At 73.9% G+C, this 23,125-nt stretch carries 21 protein-coding genes; 13 read left to right on the top strand and 8 right to left on the bottom strand.

The window, feature by feature from the left end:
• Positions 1-110 precede the first annotated feature (110 nt).
• Together KZX60_RS05890 and purD are read right to left on the bottom strand one after the other, a co-directional pair.
• The gene (locus KZX60_RS05890; RefSeq protein ID WP_248116393.1) at positions 111-314 is read right to left on the bottom strand and encodes a hypothetical protein; all 204 of its coding nucleotides are present in this window, start codon (positions 312-314) and stop codon (positions 111-113) included.
• 214 nt (positions 315-528) lie between these two features.
• Positions 529-2,808 carry a phosphoribosylamine--glycine ligase gene (gene purD, locus KZX60_RS05885; protein WP_248116391.1) on the bottom strand — a complete coding sequence of 760 codons (2,280 nt, stop codon included), beginning with the start codon at positions 2,806-2,808 and terminating at the stop codon, positions 529-531.
• A gap of 62 nt (positions 2,809-2,870) precedes the next feature.
• Between purD and KZX60_RS05880 the strand changes: the two genes are divergently transcribed.
• Positions 2,871-3,098 (top strand): hypothetical protein, encoded by a 228-nt coding sequence (locus KZX60_RS05880; protein WP_248116389.1) that lies wholly within the window; start codon positions 2,871-2,873, stop codon positions 3,096-3,098.
• 93 nt (positions 3,099-3,191) lie between these two features.
• On the opposite strand, the gene KZX60_RS05875 is transcribed toward KZX60_RS05880, so the two are convergent.
• Both KZX60_RS05875 and KZX60_RS05870 read right to left on the bottom strand, forming a co-directional pair.
• Positions 3,192-3,854: a response regulator transcription factor gene (locus tag KZX60_RS05875; protein WP_248116387.1), complete on the bottom strand. Its 663-nt coding sequence runs from the start codon at positions 3,852-3,854 to the stop codon at positions 3,192-3,194.
• Positions 3,851-5,266 carry a sensor histidine kinase gene (locus tag KZX60_RS05870; protein ID WP_248116385.1) on the bottom strand — a complete coding sequence of 472 codons (1,416 nt, stop codon included), beginning with the start codon at positions 5,264-5,266 and terminating at the stop codon, positions 3,851-3,853. Before KZX60_RS05870 ends, KZX60_RS05875 begins: the two co-directional genes overlap by 4 nt.
• Before the next feature lie 274 nt (positions 5,267-5,540).
• Between KZX60_RS05870 and KZX60_RS05865 the strand changes: the two genes are divergently transcribed.
• The 11 genes from KZX60_RS05865 (at position 5,541) to purM (ending at position 17,084) form a co-directional block, all read left to right on the top strand.
• On the top strand, positions 5,541-6,716 hold the full coding sequence (locus KZX60_RS05865; RefSeq protein WP_248116383.1) for an ABC transporter permease: 1,176 nt from the start codon (positions 5,541-5,543) through the stop codon (positions 6,714-6,716).
• A 57-nt stretch (positions 6,717-6,773) separates the two neighbouring features.
• On the top strand, positions 6,774-7,565 hold the full coding sequence (locus tag KZX60_RS05860) for an ABC transporter ATP-binding protein (RefSeq protein ID WP_248116381.1): 792 nt from the start codon (positions 6,774-6,776) through the stop codon (positions 7,563-7,565).
• A 66-nt stretch (positions 7,566-7,631) separates the two neighbouring features.
• Positions 7,632-8,675 (top strand): asparaginase, encoded by a 1,044-nt coding sequence (locus KZX60_RS05855; protein WP_248116379.1) that lies wholly within the window; start codon positions 7,632-7,634, stop codon positions 8,673-8,675.
• Positions 8,675-9,076, top strand: a complete 402-nt coding sequence (locus KZX60_RS05850) for a sterol carrier family protein (RefSeq protein WP_248116377.1) — start codon at positions 8,675-8,677, stop codon at positions 9,074-9,076. Before KZX60_RS05855 ends, KZX60_RS05850 begins: the two co-directional genes overlap by 1 nt.
• A 248-nt stretch (positions 9,077-9,324) precedes the next feature.
• The gene (locus tag KZX60_RS05845) at positions 9,325-9,654 is read left to right on the top strand and encodes a hypothetical protein (protein WP_248116375.1); all 330 of its coding nucleotides are present in this window, start codon (positions 9,325-9,327) and stop codon (positions 9,652-9,654) included.
• Positions 9,655-9,783: 129 nt separating this feature from the next.
• Complete coding sequence (locus tag KZX60_RS05840; protein WP_248116373.1) at positions 9,784-10,626, top strand: hypothetical protein; 843 nt, start codon at positions 9,784-9,786, stop codon at positions 10,624-10,626.
• On the top strand, positions 10,623-11,759 hold the full coding sequence (locus KZX60_RS05835) for a hypothetical protein (protein ID WP_248116371.1): 1,137 nt from the start codon (positions 10,623-10,625) through the stop codon (positions 11,757-11,759). Before KZX60_RS05840 ends, KZX60_RS05835 begins: the two co-directional genes overlap by 4 nt.
• Positions 11,756-13,765, top strand: a complete 2,010-nt coding sequence (locus tag KZX60_RS05830; RefSeq protein ID WP_248116369.1) for an ABC transporter ATP-binding protein/permease — start codon at positions 11,756-11,758, stop codon at positions 13,763-13,765. The genes KZX60_RS05835 and KZX60_RS05830 overlap by 4 nt, the downstream gene beginning before the upstream one ends.
• Before the next feature lie 72 nt (positions 13,766-13,837).
• The gene (locus tag KZX60_RS05825; RefSeq protein ID WP_248116367.1) at positions 13,838-14,305 is read left to right on the top strand and encodes a hypothetical protein; all 468 of its coding nucleotides are present in this window, start codon (positions 13,838-13,840) and stop codon (positions 14,303-14,305) included.
• The gene (gene purF, locus KZX60_RS05820) at positions 14,302-15,918 is read left to right on the top strand and encodes an amidophosphoribosyltransferase (protein WP_248116365.1); all 1,617 of its coding nucleotides are present in this window, start codon (positions 14,302-14,304) and stop codon (positions 15,916-15,918) included. Before KZX60_RS05825 ends, purF begins: the two co-directional genes overlap by 4 nt.
• On the top strand, positions 15,915-17,084 hold the full coding sequence (gene purM, locus KZX60_RS05815) for a phosphoribosylformylglycinamidine cyclo-ligase (RefSeq protein WP_248116363.1): 1,170 nt from the start codon (positions 15,915-15,917) through the stop codon (positions 17,082-17,084). The genes purF and purM overlap by 4 nt, the downstream gene beginning before the upstream one ends.
• Before the next feature lie 90 nt (positions 17,085-17,174).
• Here purM and KZX60_RS05810 read toward each other — a convergent pair whose 3' ends face one another.
• From KZX60_RS05810 to clpB, 4 genes are all read right to left on the bottom strand, one after another.
• Positions 17,175-17,702 (bottom strand): hypothetical protein, encoded by a 528-nt coding sequence (locus tag KZX60_RS05810; RefSeq protein ID WP_248116361.1) that lies wholly within the window; start codon positions 17,700-17,702, stop codon positions 17,175-17,177.
• Positions 17,703-17,757: 55 nt separating this feature from the next.
• A complete protein-coding gene (locus KZX60_RS05805; RefSeq protein WP_248116359.1) occupies positions 17,758-18,702 on the bottom strand; it encodes a Sir2 family NAD-dependent protein deacetylase in 945 nt (314 codons plus the stop codon).
• 7 nt (positions 18,703-18,709) lie between these two features.
• Positions 18,710-18,940, bottom strand: a complete 231-nt coding sequence (locus KZX60_RS05800; protein WP_248116357.1) for a DUF3073 domain-containing protein — start codon at positions 18,938-18,940, stop codon at positions 18,710-18,712.
• A gap of 172 nt (positions 18,941-19,112) precedes the next feature.
• Positions 19,113-21,716 carry an ATP-dependent chaperone ClpB gene (gene clpB, locus KZX60_RS05795; protein WP_248116355.1) on the bottom strand — a complete coding sequence of 868 codons (2,604 nt, stop codon included), beginning with the start codon at positions 21,714-21,716 and terminating at the stop codon, positions 19,113-19,115.
• 150 nt (positions 21,717-21,866) lie between these two features.
• Here clpB and KZX60_RS05790 point away from each other — a divergent pair, with 150 nt between their 5' ends.
• Positions 21,867-23,072, top strand: a complete 1,206-nt coding sequence (locus KZX60_RS05790; protein ID WP_248116353.1) for a YihY/virulence factor BrkB family protein — start codon at positions 21,867-21,869, stop codon at positions 23,070-23,072.
• Positions 23,073-23,125: the final 53 nt, after the last annotated feature.

Raw genomic sequence — 23,125 nt, 5'->3', positions numbered from 1 at the left:
GTCATCGTGATGACTCCATTCGAGGGTGCTGTGAGAGGTTCACTCGAAGGATCACACGGTGGCCGCGTCCACGTCTGAGACGACGTGCCCGACCACCGGGCGCTACACCACTATGCGGGACTCAACTCATCGTGCCCGAGCGCCCGCCAGTCCTCGACGGCGGCGCCCGTGGCGCGGTGCACACCGTGCGTCACCGACCGGAGGTCCGCGCGGCGTGCTCGCTCGGCGCTGAACCCCGCGGCGGTCAGGTCCGTGAGCCGGAACGTGGAATGCGCAAGCGGAGCGGGGAGGGGCGCGGGCTCGACGGGTGCCATGCCCCGCATGCTGGCCGCGCCCACGTCTCCCCCGCGCGCCGGCGCCGCGATCCGTGGACGACGCGCCCGACGACCGCCCCTGTGCAGGAGCGGCAGGCCGCGGCCGTCAGCCCCCCTTCCTTGTTTTCGCTAGGGACATCGTCGTCTCCATCCCACGAAGTTGGGACGGAGACGACGATGTCCCTAGCGAAAGTGCCGGGGGGGGTGGGACGGGTCAGGGGGTGAAGGTCCGGCCCGTCAGCTTCTCGTACGCCTCCACGTAGCGCGCGCGGGTCTTGGCCACGACGTCGGCCGGCAGCGCCGGCGGCTCCTCACCCGAGGCACGGTCCCACCCGGACGCCTCGCTCGTCAGCCAGTCGCGCACGAACTGCTTGTCGAAGCTGGCCGGCGCGCGCCCGGGCTCGACGTCGTCGGCGTCCCAGAAGCGGGAGGAGTCCGGAGTCAGCACCTCGTCGCCCAGCACGATCTGCCCGGTCGTCGGGTCCACGCCGAACTCCACCTTCGTGTCCGCGAGGATGATCCCGGCCTCCCGCGCGATCGCCTCGGCCCGCGTGTAGAGGTCGAGCGTGAGGTGGCGCAGCCGCGCCGCGGCCTCGTCGCCCACCCGCTCCGCCATCTGCTCGAACGTGATGTTCTCGTCGTGCTCGCCCACCTCGGCCTTCGCGGAGGGCGTGAAGATCGCGGGGTCCAGCCGCGAGCCGTCCACGAGCCCGGACGGCAGCGGCAGTCCCGTCACGGTCCCGGACTCGCGGTACTCGGCCAGGCCCGAGCCGGTGAGGTAGCCGCGCGCGATGCACTCCACGGGGAACATGTCCAGCCGCTTGACCACCATGGCCCGGCCGGCCACGGCCTCGGGGACGTCCGTGCTGACCACGTGGTGCTCGAACGGCGACGCCGCCGCGCCGTTGCAGCCCTCCGCGAGCCTCTCGAACCACCACAGCGTCAGCTGCGTGAGGATCGCGCCCTTGTCGGGGATCGGCGGCTCCAGCACGTGGTCGTACGCGCTGATGCGGTCCGAGGCCACCACCAGGAGCGTCTCACTGCGTCCCGGCTCGGCGTCAGCCGGCTCGTAGAGGTCACGCACCTTGCCGGAGTACACGTGGCGCCAGCCCTCCAGCTCGAGGGCCTCGGCGCCGTCGAAGCCGCGGCGCCCCCCCGCGCCCACGACGTCGTCGCCCACCGCCGCACGCTCGTCACCCGCCGCCGTGCGATCCGCGCCGGCACCCGGCACCGCGATCTCGCCGCGCTCGGCCTTCTCGGCGATGTCGGTGCGCCACTGGGCGCCCTCGAAGCGGATCCGCTCCACGCCCTCGTACGCCCGCTCGCGACCCTCCACGAGGTCCGCCCCACGCCCGACGACGGCCAGCACGCGCCCGCCGTTCGTCACCACGCCGGCCTCGGTCGCGGCCGTCCCGGCGTGCAGCACGTCCACGCCGTCGAGCCCGAGCGCATCCTCGATCCCCACGATCACGTCCCCCTTCGAGGAGCTCGCGGGGTACCCGGCCGAGGCCATGACCACGTCGACCACGGTGTCCGCGCTCCAGGCCAGCTCGCGGTCCGCGCCGAGGCGACCCGCGGCGGCGTCGGCCAGCAGCCCGCCCAGCGGGGTCTCGAGACGGGCGAGCACGGCCTGCGTCTCCGGATCGCCGAAGCGCACGTTGAACTCGATGACCTGCACGCCCTTCGCGGTGACGGCCAGGCCGCAGAACAGCACCCCCGTGAAGGGGGTCCCGCGGCGGGCCATCTCGGCGAGGACCGGGCGGGCCACGCGGTCCATGACCTCGTCCGCGAATCGCTCGGGCAGCCACGGCAGCGGCGTGTAGGCGCCCATGCCGCCGGTGTTCGGGCCGGCGTCACCGTTGTCGATGCGCTTGAAGTCCTGCGCGGGGCTCAGCGGCACCGCGTCCTCGCCGTCGCACACCACGAAGAGGGAGACCTCGGGGCCGTCGAGGTACTCCTCGATCACCACGGTGCCGCCCGCGGCGAAGCACGCCTCGGCGTGGGCCAGGGCCTCGGCGCGGTCCTCGGTGACCACCACGCCCTTGCCGGCGGCCAGGCCGTCGTCCTTCACCACGTGCGGAGCGCCGAACGCGTCCAGCGCGGCCTCGGCCTCGGCGGCGGTGGTGCACACGCGGGCCCCGGCGGTCGGCACGGACGCGGCGGCCATGACCTCCTTGGCGAACGCCTTGGACGCCTCGAGCTGGGCGGCGGCCTTCGAGGGGCCGAAGACGGCGACGCCGGCCGCGCGCAGCGCGTCGGAGACGCCGGCCGCGAGCGGGGCCTCGGGGCCGACGATCACGAGGTCCGCGTCCAGCTCGCGGGCGAGCGCGACGACGGCGGCGCCGTCCGTCGGATCCACCGCGTGGAGCGTGGCGGCATCGGTCATCCCGGCGTTGCCGGGGGCCACATGGAGGGCGCTGACCTGGGGGTCACGGGAGAGGGCGCGGAGCAGCGCGTGTTCGCGGCCGCCGTTGCCGAGCACGAGGATCTTCACGCGCTCCAGCCTACGCGGTGGCGCCTGGCCACCCCGGGCGCGGGCCGCCTACCGTGGACCCCATGACGATGCCCCCCATCCACCACGGCCGCGCCGACGGACCAGGCCCCGGCCTGCGGACGGCGTGGATCTTCGTGGCCACCCTGTTCACATGCTCGCTCATCGGCTTCTGGAGCCTCCGCCTGTTCGGGATCGGCCGGGGCGAGGTCGGCTGGGGCACGGTCGCGGTGATCCTCGCCCTGGCCACCGTGGCCGCCGCCCTCATCACGCGGTTCGTGCGGAACCGCTGAGGCACGACGGCGGCGCATCCGGTGCGCCCGCCCCCGCACCCGCCCGCCGCGCCCGTTCTTCAGCAGGTCCCGGCCCGCCGCGGTGTCCGCCCCTCAGCGGATGACCCGCCGTCGCCGCGCCTCGGCCACCGCCGCCGTCCGATTGTCCACGCCGAGCTTCTGGAACGCGTGCACCAGGTGCGTCTTCACGGTGGCCTCGGAGATGAACAGCGCCTTGGCCGCCGCCCGGTTCGTTGCACCGCCGCCGATCAGCGTGAGCAGCTCGATCTCGCGCGGCGTCAGCGCCCCGCTGTCCCCGGCCACCCGGCCCACGAGCCGCGCCGCGATCTCCGGGGCGAGCGCGCGCCGCCCCGCCGCCGCCGTTCTCACGGCGCCCGCGATCTCCTCGCTGCTGGCGTCCTTGAGCAGGTAGCCGGCCGCGCCGGCGTCAAGGGCGGCGAGGATGTCCGCGTCCGCGTCGAACGTGGTGAGGATCAGCACCGGCAGCCCCGGGAACCGGCCCCGCACCGCGCGCGTCGCCGCCACGCCGTCCATGCCGGCGCCCATCTGCAGGTCCATGAGCAGGACGTCGACGCCGGGCCCGGCCGCCCCGACCGCCTCGAACTCGGTCTCGGCGGCGGCCCGCTCGAGCACGCGCAGCGCCTCCTCGCCGTCGGCGGCCTCCGCCACCACCGCGAGGTCCTCGTGCCCCTCGAGCACGGCGCGCACGCCCGCGCGCACCACAGGGTGGTCGTCCACCAGCATCACGCGGATCATGCGTCCTCCACGCTCGGTCCCCGGTCATCCTCGCGCGCCGGGCCGCTGGGCGTCCGCGGCAGGGGCACCCGCAGCGCGACCACGGTGCCCTCCCCCGGCGCGGACTCCACCGCGGCCTCCCCGCCCAGCAGTTCCATGCGCTCGCGCACCCCGGCGAGCCCGACGCCGGTCGAGCCGTCCGTCCGCGGGGCGTCCGTCCGCGGGCCGCCCGCACGATACCCGTCGACCCCGGCGGGGTCGACGCCTCTGCCGTCGTCCGCCACGTCCACCGTGATCTCCCCCGGCAGGAAGGCGACGGACACCCGCGCCCGCTCGGCGCCGGCGTGCTGGCCGACGTTCGCCAAGGACGCGCGCACCGCCCGGACCAGCGCGGTCTCCACGGCCTCCGGGACGGGCACGGCCTCCCCGACGACGTCCACGTCCGCCGCCACCGGCGTCCCCGCCGCGGCCTGCTGCGCCGCGAAGGCCCGCACCGCCGCCTCGAGGGACTCCACGAGCCCGGCGCCCGTGGCCCCGCTGCGCAGCTCGCGCACGAACGCGCGGGAGTCGGCGAGGCTCTCCGCGGCGGTCGCGCGCACGGTCTCGAGCCGCTCCCCCGCGAGCGCTGCGTCCCCGTCCCGCAGTGCGTCCTGCGCCGCGCGGGAGACGAGCACGATCGAGGCGAGGCCCTGCGTGAGCGTGTCGTGGATGTCCCGCGCCAGGCGCTCGCGCTCGGCGAGCGCACCCGCCGAGCGCTGGCTCGCCGCGAGGTCCGCGCGTGTCGCCCGCAGCGCCTCGGCCACGGCGCGCTGCCGCTCGGACTCCTCGAGCAGGGCGCGGTAGGCCCCCGAGAGCACGAGCGCGACCACCGCCCCCACGAGGGGGCCGATCACGGCGGCGGGCCGCACCCCCTCGCCGGCCGCGGCCATGCCCAGCCCCACGACGCCGGCCATGGCGAGCACGAGGAGGGTGCCCGCCACCCGGCCCAGGCGGCGGTGCCGTCCCGCGACGTGGCCGGCCACGTGCAGCACCACGAAGAAGAGCGGGAACGCCACCCACGCGACGTCGGGGTGGTGCGCCACGAGCAGACCCCACAGCCCGAGCACGACGGCGAGCCACACGGCCGCCGCGCCCCGGCCGACGTCGGCCCCACGCCGCCAGCGCCGCCGCTCGACCACGGTGCCGGCCAGGTACACGGCGGCGAGCGCGACGGAGAGGCCAACCAGCACGACGGTCGTGAACGGCCCGGGCGTCTGGCCGGCGCCTGCCGCGCGCACGCCCGCGAGCGCCCGGGCCAGCCCGACGGCGAGCATGGCCGCGAAGGCCACGTGCAGGATCACGCGCAGACCCGCCAGCACCGCCGCGGTGCCCGACGGCTCACCGGCCTCGGCGACGGGGGCGGACGTCGTCGTCGGAGGCGGGGTGCTGCTCATGCCGCCACCCTACGGCGGACGCCGCCGGCCCCCGCCCTCCGCCCCCCGAAGCAGGTGTCACGAAACGTTGGTATCCGAGGCGGATTCCCACACATCGTGACACCTCGTTCCGCAGGGGGTGGGGACGGGATCAACCGAAGGGTTGACCCGGGATCAACCGGGGCGGTCGATGTGCGGACCGAGTCCCGGCGGGAGGCTGGAACAGACGTTCCAGCCGGGCGGGAGGCGCCTCCTCCTCCCCGGCGCGACACCCCTCATCGAAAGGACGCGCACCATGTTCCTCGCCCTGCGAGACCTGCGCTTCGCCACCGGCCGCTTCGCCCTCATGGGCTGCGTGGTGGCGCTGATCTCCCTGCTCCTCGTCATGCTCTCCGGCCTCACCGGGGGTCTCGCCCACCAGAACACCGCCGCGCTGGACTCGTTCGAGGAGCAGGGCGTGCAACGGATCGTGTTCGGCGGCGCCTCAGGCCAGGAGCCCACCGCTGACTTCACGCAGTCCGAGTTCACCACCGCCCACCGGGACGCGTGGGCGGCCACCGACGGCGTCGCCGCCGTCGAGCCCGCCGGCGTGAGCCAGGGCCGGCTCGTGGGCCTCGAGCACGCGGTCGAGCCCGCGCCCGGCGCCCTCGCCCCGGCCGACGGCGTCACCCGCGTGGACACGGACGGCGTGCCGACCACCGGCGTCGCGTCGGCCTCCCTGCTCGGGCTCGAGGCCGGCTCCCCGCACGCCCCCGCCGGCCTGGCCGAGGGCACCGTGGTCCTCTCCCAGTCCCTCGCCGATGAGCTGCACCAGGGCGAGGGCGGCACCATCACCTCCTCGGGCGTGCCGCTCACCGTGGTCGACGTCGTCGCGGACTCCTACTACTCCCACACCCCCGTGGCGTGGGTGACCACGCGCGACTGGGCCGCCCTGGCCCACTCGGACGACGCCGACGTGATCGGCACCGTGGGCCTGGCCTCGTTCGACGCCGGCGCGGACGCCGACGCGGTGACCACCGCGGCCGACGACGCCGCCCACACCACCGCCGCCACCGTGCAGGGCTCCTACAACGCCCTGCCGGCCTACACGTCCGAGCACGGCTCGCTCGTGCTGATGCAGGGCTTCCTCTACGGCATCTCGGCCCTCGTGGTCATCGCGTTCCTCTCCATCTGGACGGTGCAGCGCACCCGCGAGATCGCCGTCCTCAAGGCCCTCGGCGGCTCCACGGGATGGGTCCTGCGCGACGCGCTCACCCAGGCGGCCTTCGTCCTCTCCGTGGGCGTGCTCCTCGGCACCGCGGCCGCGTTCGGCCTCGGCCTCGTGGCGGCGAACGTCGCGCCGTTCATCGTGGACCCCGCCACCGTCCTGGTCCCCGCGGCCGGCGTCCTCGTGCTCGGCATGCTCGGCGCCGCGCTGGCCGTGGCCCGCGTGACCCGCGTGGACCCGCTCACCGCGCTCGGCGGCAACTGAGCCACGCCCCGCCACCGCCGCCCGCTCCCCCACACACCTGCCCGGAAGGACCCCCTCATGAGCACCGCCGCCACCGACCTCCGTCTCACCGCCGCCGATGCGAGCTCCGCCGACCTCGATGCCCTGCGCACCCCCGCCGCCGCGGCCGCCCGTCCCGGGGCCACCCCCGCGCTCTCCGTGCGGGACGCCGTCCTCGAGTACCCGGACGGGGACAACGGCGTGCTGCGCGCCCTCGACGGCGTGTCCCTCGACCTCCTCCCCGGCTCCTACACCGCGATGGTCGGCCCGTCCGGCTCCGGCAAGTCCTCCCTCCTGGCCGTGGCCGCAGGCCTCATCACGCCGACGTCGGGCACCGTGACCGTGGCCGGCCGTGAGATCACGGGCCTGACCCGCGCCGAGCGCACCGCCCTGCGCGGCAAGGAGATCGGGATGATCTTCCAGCAGCCCAACCTGATCGCCTCGCTCACGGCCCGCGAGCAGCTCGAGCTGACCGTGCACCTGGACGAGGACGCCACGCGGGCGGACAAGAAGGCCGCACGGTCCCGGGCCATGGAGCTGCTCGAACGCGTGGACCTGGCCGGCCAGGCGGACCAGCGCCCGCACCAGCTCTCGGGCGGCCAGCGCCAGCGCGTGAACATCGTCCGTGCCCTCATGGCCTCCCCCGCCCTGCTGCTCGTGGACGAGCCCACGTCCGCGCTGGATCGCGAGCGCTCGGCCGCCGTCGTCGCCCTCCTCGGAGAGCTGACCCGGGACGAGGGCGTGGCCACCCTCATGGTCACGCACGACCACGAGTTCCTCTCGGCGACGGACCGGACGCTGACCATGGTGGACGGGCGGCTGCAGGACTGACCCTCCTCTCCCTCGACGCATGCCCCGGACGCCTCCCACGTCCGGGGCCGTCGCTAGGGTGGGGCCATGACCCAGACCCCCGCCGCCCCCGCCGGTCAGACCTTCGCCCTCGCCGACGCCGTCGAGCTCGTCCACGTCACCCGCAACGGGTTCGTGGAGTCCCGCACGGCCGGCGCCGCCGTCGTGACCGGCCCGGACGGCGAGGTGCTCGCCGCGCTCGGCCCCGTGGACGCGCTGATCTACCCGCGGTCCACGCTCAAGCCGTTCCAGGCCATCGCCTCGCTGCGCCACGGCGCGGACCTGGAGGGCGAGCAGCTGGCCCTGGCGTGCGGCTCGCACCGCGGCACCGCCCGCCACCGGGACGTCGCGCAGGGCGTGCTCGAGGCCGCCGGACTGGGCGAGGACGCCCTGCAGTGCCCGCCGGCATGGCCGGCCGACGCGGACGAGATCCTGCGCGCGGTGGCGGACGTGGAGCATCGCGCGGCCAAGACACCGCTGGCCTACAACTGCTCGGGCAAGCACGCCGGCTTCCTCTCGGCGTGCGTCGCCTCGGGGCACGACGTCGGCACGTACCTCGAGCTGGACCACCCCCTCCAGGCGGAGGTCACCAGGGTCATCGAGGAGTACTGCGGCGAGCCCGTGGCCCACGTGGGCGTGGACGGATGCGGCGCCCCGGCCGCGGTCGTGTCCCTGGCAGGGCTGGCACGCGGCATCGGGAAGGTGGCCGGCGCCCCCGGCCGCCGCGACGCCGAGATGCACGCGGCCTCCGTGGCGAACGCGATGCTCGAGCACCCGTGGGCCGTGCAGGCGCCGGGCCGGGCGAACACCGTGGTCATGGAGGAGCTCGGACTGATCGCCAAGCTCGGTGCGGACGGCGTCCTCGTGATGGGCGCCCCGGACGGCACCGCCGCGGCCGTCAAGGCACTCGACGGCGGCGACCGCGCTGGCACGCTCGTCGCGCTGGCCCTGCTGGCGCACGTCGCCCCCGAGCACGTGGACCACGAGCGCCTCACCGCGGTGCTGCCCCGCGTCGTGCCGCCGATCGAGGGCGGCGGGAAGCAGGTCGGCTCCATCCGCCTGGCCCGGCCCGTGCTCGAGCTGCTCGACTGATGACCGCCGGCTCCGTCCCCCGCCGCCGCGTGCCCGTCGTCGAGGGCCACGCGGCGCTCACCGCGTGGGCCCGCGCGCACGACGAGGACCCCGCCGCCGCGGCCGCCCTCCCGCGCTCGACGCGCGCCATGGCGGTCCGCTTCGCCCTGGAGGAGCTCGCCACGCGCGTGCCCGGGAACTCGGTGGAGGTGCGCGTGCCGCCCTTCGGCGTCGCCCAGTGCCTCCCCGGGCCCCGGCACACCCGGGGCACCCCGCCCAACGTGGTGGAGATGGACGCCGTGACATGGCTGTCCCTGGCGACGGGGCTGACGTCCTGGGATGAGGCGACGACGGCCGGCGGCGTGCGCGCCTCGGGCGTGCGGGCCGACCTCGGCGCGCACCTGCCGCTCGTGCGGCCGTGAACGAGGGGTGGACGCGGCGGATTCCCAGCCGCTCGGGTGCTCGTCGACTGTGAGCCGCTCAAGCGACCTCATTGTGATCTGGGTCACTTTCGAGGTCCACAACCTGCACAAAGGTACAGTTGTGGCACTCCCAGTAGTCGCGTAGGTTCACCTCAGCTGTTCCGCAATTCCAGGCGGGGGGGGCCTGAAAGCGTTCGCACCCTCACTCGTATCGCCCCCGCCGGGGCGTCACACCAAGGATGTGCCTGATGCGCACGGCTCTGAAACGTGCCTCCACCGCCTTCGCCGGGCTCGCTCTCGCCGGATCGTTGGCTGCGCCCGCCCAGGCCGCCACCGGCTGGGAGCACACTGGCTATGCTGGACGATCCATCGGTGGCAACTCGTTGCCCAATGTCGGCTCCCTGAATGACCAGATCTCGTCGGTCAAGACGTACGGTTCGAAGACCCGCTTTTGGGAGGATGCAGGCTACCTGGGCCGGAGCTTCACCACCACGGATGACTGGTCCGATCTCCGGGTCTACACGATTCGGATCGGACTGACCTGGAACGACCGGATCAGCAGCTGGCAGCGGGTCTGACCTCCGCGGGACAGTACCTGCACTCCCTCGGTCAGAGGGGTGCAGGTACCTCTTGCGCTCCTACTTCATTCTTCATCTCGGAGCCCCATCGTGCACCCTGTTCCCCGCCCTCTCGTCCTCGCTGTCCTCATGGGTATCGCCCTCAGCGCCAGCGCGTGCGCCCAGTCGGGCGCCCCGGACGTCACGCCGGACATTTCGGCGACAGCCCGCCTCGATCGCGACGCGATGCAGGTGGCCCTCCCCGTCGACGACTATTCGCTCGACCACGACAGCGAGCGGACCATCGACCAGGCAAGACACGTGGTCATGCGCACATGCCTGAACGCCAAGGGAGTGAACGGTCTTCCGCCCACCACCTCCTCGGGCCCTGCCGAAGAACGGCCATACGGACTCTGGAATGCAGAGCACGCGGCACAGAACGGTTACAGCATGCCGTCCCCGACCCCCACTGACGCGCCCCCGCTCGGCGGTCACTGGAATGCGGAGTCGGACCCCGCGTTCAATGCCGCCTACGACGCGTGCCGCGAGACGGTCAGCCGCGATCTCGCATCCATCACTCCGCCCGAGACGGAACGAACAACTGCCATGGACATCCGTGACGACGCGTTCGCTCTGGCCAGCGCCACCCCCGAATGGAAAGAGGCACGGAAGCAGTGGCACGACTGTCTCACCGCACGCGGTCTCACACCTCGAACCGACGACAACGCATGGTCGAGCGAGCAGGGCCTGGGAATCCTGACCACCGCAGATCCTGAGAATCCCTCTCCCGCCGACAAGCGAGAGGAGGTCCGAATCGCCGTCATCGAAGCCTCCTGCAACGAGCAGACGCAGCTCACCCAAAAGCTCGGGGACCTTGAGGCCGGCTTCCAGGCCGCGCTGATCAAGGGCAAAGAGGCCCAGCTCACCCAGGAGAAGGCCGACAATCAGAAGTACGTCGACGCCGCCCGCGCCTACCTCGCGAGCCACCAGTGAACCCGGCCGCGCCTCACCGGGCCGGGCGCCGCCTGGCCCACCCCGGCCGTCTCGCCGTCGTCGGCCTGCTCGTCCTGGCGCTCCTCGCCGCGTCGTTCGTGGCCGGCCGCTTCTTCCAGCCACCCCGGACGGCGGACCCCGCCGCGGTGTCCCAGCCGATCGACGTGTGGGCCGCCGTCGAGCAGCGCGTCGTGGACACGAGCGCGTCCTTCGCCGGGACCGTCGCCGAGGGGAAGACCCGCAGCGTGGCCGTCACGGCGGAGGGGCCGGCCGTCGTGCTGCGCCAGACCGTCAAGCCTGGGCAGACGGTGCGGCCCGGGGACGTGGCCGGCGAGGTCTCCGGCGTCACCTACGTGTTCCTGCCCGAGCCTCTCGCCCTCTACCGGGACCTTACCGAAGGTGACACGGGCGAGGACGTGTCCTCCCTCCAGCGCGCGCTGGAGAAGGTGGGCCACCCGACCGGGAAGGACGGCGTCCTCGACGCCCGCACCGCGCGAGCCCTGCGCGAGCTCTTCCAGGAGCTTGGGGCCCCGTTGCCCCAGGACACCCCGGTCTCCGTGGGGTGGCGCCAGTTCATCCCGCTGGGCTCGGGCGGCACGCAGGTCACCTCCGCCGCCGGCTACGGCGCCACCCTCACCGACGACCAGCCGTTGCTGCGCCTGCAGACCAGCCCCCCGAGCGTGCAGTTCACCGCCGACGTCGCGCAGGCCGCCGCGCTGCGCAAGGGCCAGCCCGTGCGGGTGGCCGCCGGGAGCGCCGCCCTCAAGGGCACGGTCGCCGCCATCGGCGACTTCCAGGCCGCCCAGGGTGAGGGCCGCGCCGGCCACACGATCACGGTCGCCCTCGGTGAGGGCGCGGAGGTGCCGCCGGTGGGCCAGTCCGTCTCCGTCAGCACCGCACCCGAGGCGACGGCGGAACCCGGCCTCGCCGTGCCCCTCACCGCCGTCCGCGGGATGGGCTCCGACGCCTACGTGATCGTCCGCGACGACGCCGCGACAGCCACGGGCTCCGGTGCCGGCGCCTCTGCCCAGCCCGACGAACGGCGCGTCCCCGTGACCGTCGGGGTCACGGGTGGCGGCTACGCGGCGGTCACCGGCGAGCTCGAGGCCGGCGACCGGGTGAAGGTCTCGTGAGCACGGTCCCGCACGCCGCCGCCGATCCGGGCCGCCGTTCCGACGCTCCCCCAGCCCTGCTCGAACTGCGCGGCGTGGGAAAGCACTTCGCCGGCGCGGGCCGTCCCGCACTGGACGGGGTGGACCTCACCGTCCACGAGGGCGACTTCATCGCCATCGTGGGCCCCTCCGGTTCCGGCAAGTCCACCCTTCTGAACGTCCTCGGTCTGCTGGACCGCCCGGACGCCGGCGCCTACCTCGTGGACGGCAAGGACACCACGGCCATGGGCGAGGCCGAGCGGGACCGGCTGCGCTCGCGCGTGTTCGGCTTCGTCTTCCAGTCCAGCCACGTGCTCGGGGACGAGACCGTGAGCACCAACGCCGCCCTCGGCCTGCGCATCCAGCGCGTCCCGTGGGACGAACGGGACGTCCGGGCGGGCGAGGCCCTCGACCTCCTGGGCCTCGGCCACCGCCTGGGCACCCGCGCGAAGCTGCTCTCCGGCGGCGAGCGCCAGCGTCTGGCCATCGCCCGCGCCGTGGCGACCCGCCCGCGCGTCATCCTCGCGGACGAGCCCACCGGCAACCTGGACTCGACGAACAGTCGCATCGTGATCGAGCACCTGCGCGAGCTGCACGCCCGCGGCGCCACCGTCCTGCTCATCACCCACGACCCGGCGATCGCCGCCCAGGCCGACCGGCACGTGCGCATCGAGGACGGCGTGCTCACCGAATCGCGGCCCGCACCCACGCCCTCCGCCACCGCGGGGGCAGGGGCGCTGGGCGTCGCGGCCAAGGAGGCGCGGCCGCCGTCGCCGCCCGCGTCCGGTCACCGGGCCTCGGCCCTGCTGGACGACGCGGTCGACGCCCTCTCCTCGCTCTCCTCCCGCTTCCTGCGCACGGTGCTGCTCATGGCCGCCTTCGCCGTGGGCATCGGCGGACTGGTCGCCTCCGTGGGCCTCTCGCAGACGGCCACGGCCCAGGTCAGCGCACGACTCACGGCCGCCGCGCTGGACGAGGTGGTGGTGAACCTCCCCGCCGACGACGGTCTGCTCGACCCCGACGATGACCGCCTCGCCCGCTGGAGCACCGACCTGGCCGCGCTCCCCCACGTGCAGGCGGCCGGGCACCTGGCCGAGATCAGCCCTGCCGACGCGCGGATCACCCGGTCCGCCCCGGACGAGCCCGAGCCCGCGGCCGCGCTGACGCTGGCGTCGGCGTCGGCGTCCTACGCGGCCGCCGCGGACCTGCGCTTCCCCGCCGCGTCGGAGGCGGTCCTCGGCTCCGCGGCCGAGCGCGCCGCCTGGGTGACCCCGGACGCCGCCCGCGCCCTCCACCTGCCCGCGCCGGACTCAGGCGTCCTCTCCCCCGGATACCGGATCTGGGTGGAAGGGCAGTCCGTGCCCGTCCTCGGCCTGGTGCGGGTGTCCGAGCGGACGCCGCAGCTCGGCACCGCCGTGTTCGTGACCCGACCCGTGATGGCCGGTGCCCGGCAGCCCTCGCTCACGCTGACCGTCCGCACCGAGACCGGGTTCCCCTACCCCGTGTCGCAGGCGGCCCCGCTCGTGATCGACCCGGCCAACCCCGGCCGGGTGACGACGCGGACCGTGGCGGACCTGCGGAATCTGCGTGCCGGCGTCTCGGACGACCTCGGCGCGTTCGTCGGCGTCCTCTCCGCCGTGCTGCTGGCCCTCGCGGTGATCAGCGCGTCCACCGCCACGTACCTCTCCGTTCAGTCCCGCACCGCGGAGATCGCGCTGCGCCGAGCCATCGGTTCCGGGCGGGCGCTGATCGCGCGGCTGTTCCTGCTCGAGGGCGCCCTCATCGGCCTGGCCGGCGGGGCCGTGGGCGCGGCGGCCGGGACGACCGCGGTCCTCGCCGTCGCCCACGCACGGGGCTGGGCCGCCGTCCTGCCGACCACCGCGGTGCCGCTGTCGCTCGCCCTCGGGTTGGCGGCCGGCGTCGTGAGCGCCCTGTACCCGGCATGGGTGGCCAGTCGGCAGCGTCCGGCGGACGCCCTGCGCGGCTGACCGTTCCAGCCCCGGCACCGGGGCGCGGAACCCGGGTCCTGGGGCGTCCGCCCGCTCGATAGACTGGCCCGCATGACATCCGGCTCCGAGCCAACCCCCGTCTCCCCGCGCGCCCACGCGGGGGCCTCCGACCGGCACCCGTACGTCGTCCGCCGCGCCCCCCGCCTGGCCGCGGTGCTCACCCTGGCCGGCGTGCTGGGCCTGCTGGCCGCCCTCGCGATCACGGCTGTCGTGCACGCCTCCCCCACCCCCGTGGCGGACCCGTACTCGGGCCAGCCCGTGACGTTCGGCACCACCTTCGGCTACATGGCGCTCGCGTGCCTCGTGGCGGCGGCGCTGCTCGGTCTGCTGGCGTGGCTGCTGATGGACCGCCGTTCGCGCACCACCGTCCGCACCGTGGTGCTCGAGCGCACGGACGACCCCGCGCAGGCGGACGTCAGCCTGAACCGCCTCGAGGCGGACGCGCTCCGTCGTCGCGAATCCGGCACCTCCCTCCCCGAGGACCCGGCCGCCCCCGCCGAAAGGACCCCCCAGCAGTGATCTCCGCACGCACGAAGCGTGGCGACGGCCGCCTCACGGCCGCCCTCGACCCCCAGGACGCCGGCCCCCAGGACGAATGCGGCGTGTTCGGCGTCTGGGCGCCGGGCGAGGAGGTCGCGAAGCTGACCTACTACGGCCTCTACGCGCTGCAGCACCGCGGCCAGGAGTCCGCCGGCATCGCCGTCTCGGACGGCAAACGCATCGCCGTGTACAAGGACATGGGCCTGGTGTCCCAGGTGTTCGACGAGAACACGCTCACGGCGCTGACCGGCTCGATGGCCGTGGGCCACTGCCGCTACTCCACCACCGGCGTGAACAAGTGGGCCAACGCCCAGCCCACCCTTGGGGCCACCGCCGACGACGGCACCGTGGCCCTGGCGCACAACGGCAACCTCGTGAACTCCGCCGAGCTGCTGCGCATGGTCCAGGCCGCGGAGGGCCGGCACACCCACGGCGAGATGAAGCAGGGCAACACCACGGACACCGCCCTGGTGACCGCGCTGCTGCACGGCGAGGAGGGCAAGAGCCTCGAGGAGACCGCCCTCGGGCTGCTCCCGAAGATCCGCGGCGCCTACTGCTTCGTGTTCATGGACGAGCACACCCTCTACGCCGCGCGCGACCCGCACGGCGTCCGCCCGCTCGTGCTCGGCCGCCTCGAGCGCGGCTGGGTCGTGGCCTCCGAGCAGTCCGCCCTGGCCACCGTGGGCGCCTCCTTCATCCGTGAGGTGGAGCCGGGCGAGATGATCGCCATCGACGCGGACGGCATCCGCTCCACCCGCTTCGCCGACCCCACCCCGGCCGGCTGCGTCTTCGAGTACGTCTACCTCGCCCGCCCGGACGCTGCGATCAACGGCCGCTCCGTGTACGAGTCCCGCGTGGAGATGGGCCGCCGGCTGGCCCTCGAGCACCCGGTGGAGGCCGACGTCGTGATCCCCGTGCCGGAGTCCGGCACGCCGGCCGCCGTGGGCTACGCGGAGGCGTCCGGGATCCCTTTCCGGCAGGGCTTCGTGAAGAACGCCTACGTGGGCCGCACGTTCATCCAGCCGTCGCAGACGCTGCGGCAGCTCGGCATCCGCCTCAAGCTCAACGTGCAGTCCTCCGTGGTCTCGGGCAAGCGCGTGGTGGTGGTGGACGACTCGATCGTGCGCGGCAACACGCAGCGCGCCGTGGTCCGTATGCTCAAGGAGGCCGGCGCCGCCGAGGTGCACGTGAAGATCTCCTCCCCGCCCGTGAAGTGGCCGTGCTTCTACGGCATCGACTTCGCCACGCGCGCCGAGCTGATCGCCAACGGCGCGGGCGTGGCGGAGATCGCCTCGTCGATCGGCGCGGACTCGCTCTCCTACATCAGCGAGGACGGCATGATCGCCGCCACCGAACAGCCGCGGGAGCGCCTGTGCACGGCGTGCTTCACCGGCGTCTACCCCATCGACCTGGCGGACGAGAAGGAGCGCGGCAAGGCCGTGCTCGAGTCCAGCCCGATCACCGCCGAGGCCACCGAGGTGGTGGACGCGGACGGCTCCGGCACCACCACCGTGGCCTCCACCGGGTGCGAGCCCGGCCCCGACTCCGACGACGAAGCCCTCCTCACCGAGACGGACAGGACCCCGCTGTGACCGACGCCCAGAACCCCGCCACCCCCGCACAGGACGACGCCCCCCTCACCTACGCCGCCGCCGGCGTCGACGTGGAGGCGGGCGACCGCGCCGTCGAGCTCATGAAGGACGCCGTGAAGGCGACCCACACCCGCGAGGTGCTCGGCGGGGTAGGCGGCTTCGCGGGCATGTGGGACGCCTCCGCGCTCACCTCGTACCGGAGGCCGCTGCTGGCGACCTCCACCGACGGCGTGGGCACCAAGGTGGCCATCGCGCAGGCGCTGGACAAGCACGACACCATCGGCCAGGACCTCGTGGGCATGGTGGTGGACGACATCGTGGTGGTCGGCGCGACCCCCCTGTTCATGACCGACTACATCGCGTGTGGCAAGGTCGTCCCGGAGCGCATCGCCGCCATCGTGCGCGGCATCGCCGAGGGCTGCCGCCTGGCCGGCACCGCCCTCGTGGGCGGCGAGACCGCCGAGCACCCCGGCCTGCTGGGCGTGGACGAGTACGACGTGGCCGGCGCGGCCACCGGCGTGGTCGAGGCCGACATGGTGCTCGGCCCCGAGCGCGTGCAGTCCGGGGACGTGGTGATCGCCATGGCCTCCTCCGGCATCCACTCCAACGGCTACTCCCTGGTGCGGCGCGTGGTGAACGCGGCCGGCTGGCAGCTGGACCGCGAGGTCTCCGAGCTCGGCCGCACCCTCGGCGAGGAGCTCCTCGAGCCCACCCGCATCTACACCCGGGCGTGCCTGGACCTCGTGACCCGCCTCAACGGGCACGACGGCGGCGCCGACCTCCCCGTGCGCGCCTTCAGCCACGTGACCGGCGGCGGCCTCGCGGCCAACCTCGCGCGGGTGCTCCCCCAGGGCCTCATGGCCACCGTGGAGCGCGACACGTGGGCGCTGCCCCCCGTGTTCCGCCTCGTGGGCGAGCTGGGCCGGGTGCCCCAGGCGGACCTCGAGCGCACGCTCAACCTCGGTGTGGGCATGGTGGCCGTGGTGGACGAGGAGGTGGCCAGCAAGGCGATCTCCGCCCTGCTGGACGCCGGGATCGACGCGTGGGAGATGGGCCGGATCGGCCGGATCACGGACGAGGCGCAGGCCGCCGGCGAGGACTACGTGCAGGGCGCCAAGGGCGTCGACGGCGGCGCGGTCCTGATGCGCGGCGCCTACGCGGGCTGATTCCCACAGCCCCACGCAACGAGCCCTGCGTCGGTGCCGCTGTCCCGGTGAGACAGCAGCGACCACGCAGGGCTCGTCCGGGTGTGGGGCTCAGTCCGTCCGGGCCAGGAGGTGGCGCGCCGCGAGCACGATCATCGCGATGACGGTGAGGATGAGCATCCCGTCCACGGCGACGTAGGCGTAGTGCCAGAGCGATCCGCCGTCGTCGATGCCGGCGAGGACCATGTCCGTGCGGCGGTTGAGGAACGGGCGGATGGCGATCACCTTGATCGCGAGCAGCGCCGTGGCCGCGAGGCCTGCGAGCCACAGCCGGCCGGGCCCGGCCGTGATGCCGCGCGGCCGCCCGAGGGCCTTGACGAGGGAGAGCACGAGCACGGCCGCGAGTGCGATCTCCACCATGTTCATCGCGAAGAACACGCGGCGCCCGATGCCGAGGCCCAGCGGGATGGTGATGCCCGGGGCGGTGAACTTCAACGGCGCCTCGATCAGCGAGATGCCGGTGAGCAGGCCGAGCCAGATCGCCGGGATCGCGAAGATCAGCGCCCGCGCCCAGACGGGCCCGCCCACGGAGCGCGAGAGGGTCCGGGAGGTGCGGGGGGCGGCGGCGCGGGTGTCCATGCCCGTCAGGCTACTCGCAGGGCTCGTCTCAGGGGTGTCGTCTCCGGCGGACGGGTCAGAGGCGGGCGTCGAGCCAGGCCAGCGCCTCGGCCACGCCCTCGCGCCAGCGCCACTGCGCCTTGGCGTCCGCGCGGGTCGGCCCGCGGTTGATCAGCCCCACCTCGTGCCCCGCACGCTCGGCGCGCAGCACGAACCGGAACCCGCTCATCACCGCCAGGGACGTCCCGACGGCGAGCACCGCGCCGCCGGCGTCGGCCATCTCCTCGGCCGCTCGCCTGCGGTCCACGGGCACGTTCTCCCCGAAGTAGACGACGTCCGGCTTGAGCTCCACGGAGCCGCACGCCCGGCAGCCGACCATCACGAACTCGTCCACCCACCGGGCGTCCAGCGTCACGTCGCCGTCCGGGTTCACCGCGGCCGGGTCGATCGCCACCCGCTCCAGGTAGCCGGGATTCGCGGCCTCGAGCCGCACATCCAGCGCGCGGCGGGACTCGGTGGCGCCGCAGGTCAGGCACGCCACCCGCGCGAGGTCGCCGTGCAGCTCGATCAGCCGCTCCCCCGATACGCCCGCCTCGCGGCCGGCGGCGGCATGCAGCCCGTCCACGTTCTGCGTGAGGATGCCCGCGATCCGCCCCTGCTGCGCCCAGCGCGCCAGGATCCGGTGGGCCTCGTTGGGCTGCGCCTGATCCATCCGGCGCCAGCCCACGAAGGAGCGCGCCCAGTAGCGGTGGCGCGCCGCGGGGTCGTCCCGGAACTCCTGGAAGGTCATCGGGCGGTGCCGGTGGAGCGAGCCGTTCGGCCCGCGGTAGTCGGGGATCCCCGAGTCCGTGGAGACGCCCGCGCCCGTGATGACGGGCGGGGTCGTGGTCTGCAGCAGGCGCAGAAGACCCCGAGACGCGGTCTCGGGGTCCTGCGGTGGCGCGGTGTCCTCCACGACGCGGGCGATCGACCGCAGCGCGGCCTGATGCCCGTCGAGCGCGGGATGCCTCACCGGTGTCATCGTGACGTCATCGCACGCGCGATGCGTCGTCCTCGTCCTCGTCGGCGTAGAGGTCGGCGTAGGGATCCTCGTAGAGGTCGTCGCCCTCCGTCTCCGGCTCGGGCTGCGCGACGGGAGTGACGTGCGTACGTCCGCCCGCGAGCTCCCGCTCCAGTGCCGAGAGGTCTGTGCCAGGCGTGTAGTACTTCATCTCACGTGCCTGCTTGGTGGCTTTCGCCTTCTGACGGCCGCGCCCCATGAGCGTGACCCCCTTCGCATCTCTCGTGCCCGGGTCTGACGGCGCTCAGAGGCCGGCCGGGTTCTCACTGGTCAATAAATGGTTCGTGCAGTCAAGGGTACAACACCACCTCGACGTCGGGCACTCGCCCGCGGGGCCCGGGCGGGAGGCCACGCTCCCGCCCGCGCCCCGTTCAGCCCCGGCGCGCCTCCACGCTCAGCCCGTCGGCGTCCGCGCCCTCGGCACGGTCCACCAGCACCGTGTCGCCGTCCGCGATCGTGCCGCCCAGCAGGCCGCGGGCCAGCCGGTCGCCGATCTCCCGCTGCACGAGACGGCGCAGCGGGCGGGCGCCGTACGCCGGGTCGAACCCGGTCAGGGCAAGCCACTCGCGGGCCGCGTCCGTGACCTCGAGGCTCAGGCGGCGGCCGGTGAGCCGCTCCTGCATCGCGTCCACCTGCAGGTCCACGATCTTCGCGAGCTCGGCCACGCCGAGCGCGTCGAACAGGACGACCTCGTCCAGCCGGTTGAGGAACTCCGGCTTGAACGCCCCGCGGACCACGTTCATCACGGCGTCCTTGCGGGCCTGCTCCTGCATCGACGGGTCCACCAGGAACTGGCTGCCCAGGTTGGACGTGAGGATCAGGATCACGTTGCGGAAGTCCACGGTGCGGCCCTGGCCGTCGGTGAGGCGGCCGTCGTCGAGCACCTGGAGCAGGATGTCGAAGACCTCGGGATGGGCCTTCTCCACCTCGTCCAGCAGCACCACGGAGTACGGGCGCCGCCGCACGGCCTCGGTGAGCTGGCCGCCCTCGTCGTAGCCGACGTACCCGGGAGGGGCGCCGACCAGGCGGGACACGGCGTGCTTCTCCGAGTACTCGGACATGTCGATGCGCACCATGGCGCGCTCGTCGTCGAAGAGGAACTCCGCGAGCGCCTTGGCGAGCTCGGTCTTGCCCACGCCCGTGGGGCCCAGGAAGAGGAACGAGCCGGTGGGGCGGTTGGGGTCCGAGATGCCGGCGCGGGCACGGCGCACCGCATCCGAGACGGCGACGACGGCGGCCCTCTGCCCGATCAGCCGCTCCCCGAGGTGCTCCTCCATGGTGAGCAGCTTCTCCGACTCGGAGGCCAGCATGCGCCCGGCGGGGATGCCGGTCCACGCGGAGATGACCTCGGCGATGTCGTCCGCGGTGACCTGCTCGGACACCATCGGCGAGACCTCGTCCTCGGGTGCCTCCTCGGCGCGGCGGTCGGCCTCCTCGAGCTGCTTCTCCAGCGCCGGGATCTCGCCGTACAGCAGGCGCGAGGCCTCGGCGAGGTCGCCGTCGCGCTGGGCCTTCTCGGCGAGCGAGCGCAGCTCGTCCACCTTGGCGCGCAGGTCGCCGGCCTCGTTGAGCGAGGCCTTCTCGGCCTCCCACCGGGCGGTGAGGGCGCGCAGCTCCTCCTCGCGGTCCGCCTTCTCGGCGCGCAGCCCCTCGAGGCGCTCCACCGAGCCCGGATCGGTCTCGCCGTCGAGGGCGAGCTCCTCCATGGTGATGCGGTCCACCTGGCGGCGCAGGACGTCGATCTCCACGGGGGCCGAGTCGATCTCCATGCGCAGGCGCGAGGCGGCCTCGTCCACGAGGTCGATGGCCTTGTCCGGCAGCTGGCGGCCCGTGATGTAGCGGTCCGAGAGGGTCGCGGCGGCCACGAGCGCCGAGTCCGCGATGGCCACCTTGTGGTGCGCCTCGTAGCGCTCCTTCAGGCCGCGCAGGATCGCGATCGAGTCGTCCACGGACGGCTCGCCCACGTACACCTGCTGGAAGCGGCGCTCCAGCGCGGGGTCCTTCTCGATGTTCTCGCGGTACTCGTCCAGCGTGGTGGCGCCGATGAGGCGCAGCTCGCCGCGGGCCAGCATGGGCTTGAGCATGTTGCCCGCGTCCATGGCGCCCTCGGAGGCACCCGCTCCCACCACGGTGTGGATCTCGTCGATGAACGTGACCACCTGGCCGTCCGACGCCTTGATCTCCTCGAGCACCGCCTTGAGCCGCTCCTCGAACTCGCCGCGGTACTTCGCGCCCGCGATCATCGCGCCGAGGTCCAGGCTGATGAGCTGCTTGCCGCGCAGCGACTCGGGCACGTCGCCCGCCACCATGCGCTGGGCCAGGCCCTCGACGACGGCGGTCTTGCCGACGCCCGGCTCGCCGATGAGCACGGGGTTGTTCTTGGTGCGGCGCGAGAGCACCTGCACGAGGCGGCGGATCTCCGAGTCGCGGCCGATCACGGGGTCGAGCTTGCCCGAGCGGGCGACCTCGGTGAGGTCCGTGCCGAACTTCTCCAGCGACTGGAAGGTGTTCTCCGGATCCGGGGAGGTCACGCGGGTGTCCCCGCGGACGGCGGTGAGGGCAGCCGCGAGCGCCTCGGCGGTGGCGCCGGCGGAGCGCAGTGCCTCCCCGGCCTCGCCCGCGTCCCCGGCCAGGCCGAGGAGCAGGTGCTCGGTGGAGACGAAGTCGTCCTGACGCTGCTCGGCCTCGGCGCGCGCGTTCTGCACCACCTGCAGGCCGGCGCGGGAGAGCTGTGCCTGCGCCACGGTGGAGCCCTTGGAGGAGGGCAGGCGGCGGATGGCGGAGGACGCGGCCGTGGAGACGACGTCCGGGTCCGCGCCCGCGGCCTTCAGCACCGCGACGGCGACGGACTCCCGCTGGTCCATGAGGGCCTTGAGGAGATGGGCCGGCTCCACCTGCGGATTTCCGGCGGTGGAGGCGTTCATGGCCGCGGCCGAGAGCGCCTCCTGGCTCTTCGTGGTGAACTTGGCATCCATGTGCCTCGCTCCTTTCCTCCCCGACGACGGGGGTGTCTGGGCAACCGCCGCGCGGAGGCCTGATCCACCGCCCCGGCAAAATTGAGTCTAATCAACTCAACCCTGGGCGGCCAGGCTGTATTCCCGCCGGCGCCCACTACCGTTGACCCCATGGCCGGCTCCACCGCAGCGCTCCGCGATCCCCGCACGTACGAGCACCCGCGGCTCTCCCTCCTCTACGTCATCCGCCGCACCTTCCACCGCCTCATGGATCTCCAGGTGTGGGACGTGGCCGCCGCCATGAGCTTCTTCGGCGCGCTGTCCCTGCTCCCCATGGGCGTCGCCCTCCTCGCCCTCGTGTCGGTGCTGGGCGTGGAGGAGGAGACCGTGCGCACCGTCGCGACGCTCGCGGCCGACCTGTGGCCCACCCTCACGCAGGAGGACGTGCGGGCGTGGCTCCTCTCCCTCCACGCCTCGAACACGAGCGTCGTCGCCTTCACGCTGGGCCTGCTCGGCGCGGTCTTCTCCGCGTCCGGCGCCGTGGCCGCCTTCCACCGCGCGATGCACCGCATCCACGACACCCGGGAGGGTCGCCTCCTCCCCCATTTCCGGCTCGTCATCTTCCTCGAGACCCTCGCGGTCCTGGCCGGCACCGTCGTGGTCGTCGGCCTCGTGATCCTGGGCGGAGACCTCGCCGAGCTCCTCGGGGAGCTCATCGGCCTGCCGCGGGTGGCCGTGCAGGTCTGGAACATCGGGAAGTGGCCGGTCATCCTCGCGATCCTGGCCCTGGCCGTCACCCTCGCCTACCGGCTCGGCCCCAACGTCCGCTCCCCGCGCTACCGTCCCTTCTCCTCCGGCGCGGTGATCACGGTCTGCCTGCTCTTCGGCGCCACCCTCGCCCTCGGCTGGATCACGGCCACCTTCGGCCAGTTCGAGCTCGTGGGCCGGATCAACTCCGTGATCGGCGTGCTCGGCCTCGCCTGGGCCGCCTGCATGGTCCTCGTGGCGGGGGCCGCGTACGACGCGGAGCGGCTGCGCGCCCGCCAGGTCGCCGTCGGCGTGGACGCCTCCGCGGAGATCCAGCTGGCCACCCGCCACACCCGCGTGCTCGAGATGGCGGAGCGTCAGGAGGAGCGGGACCAGCAGCTCGCCGCGCTCGTGTGCGCCGCGGTCGTCTCCGGGGAGCCGCTGACGGCCGAGCGCACGCGGATGCTCACGGAGGCCGGCCACCCGTTCGCGGTGGAGGCACCGGGCCGCCGCCCCGAGGACCTCAGCTCCGGCCGCCCCTTCCACGCCTCGCCGCTCCGGGACGAGGCGCACCTGGGCGACGACGTCGTCGTCCCTGAGCCGCGCGGCCGCGGCCGCGGCTCCGCGTGACACACCGACAGGGAGGCGACCTCGGCCCGCCGGACGCCTAGGATGTGCTCCTG

It is taken from the genome of Micrococcus sp. EYE_212 (assembly GCF_023147585.1).
GTDB lineage: Bacteria > Actinomycetota > Actinomycetes > Actinomycetales > Micrococcaceae > Micrococcus.
The sequence above is the reverse complement of the archived record's forward strand: the minus strand, read 5'-3'. Positions and strand labels throughout refer to the sequence as shown.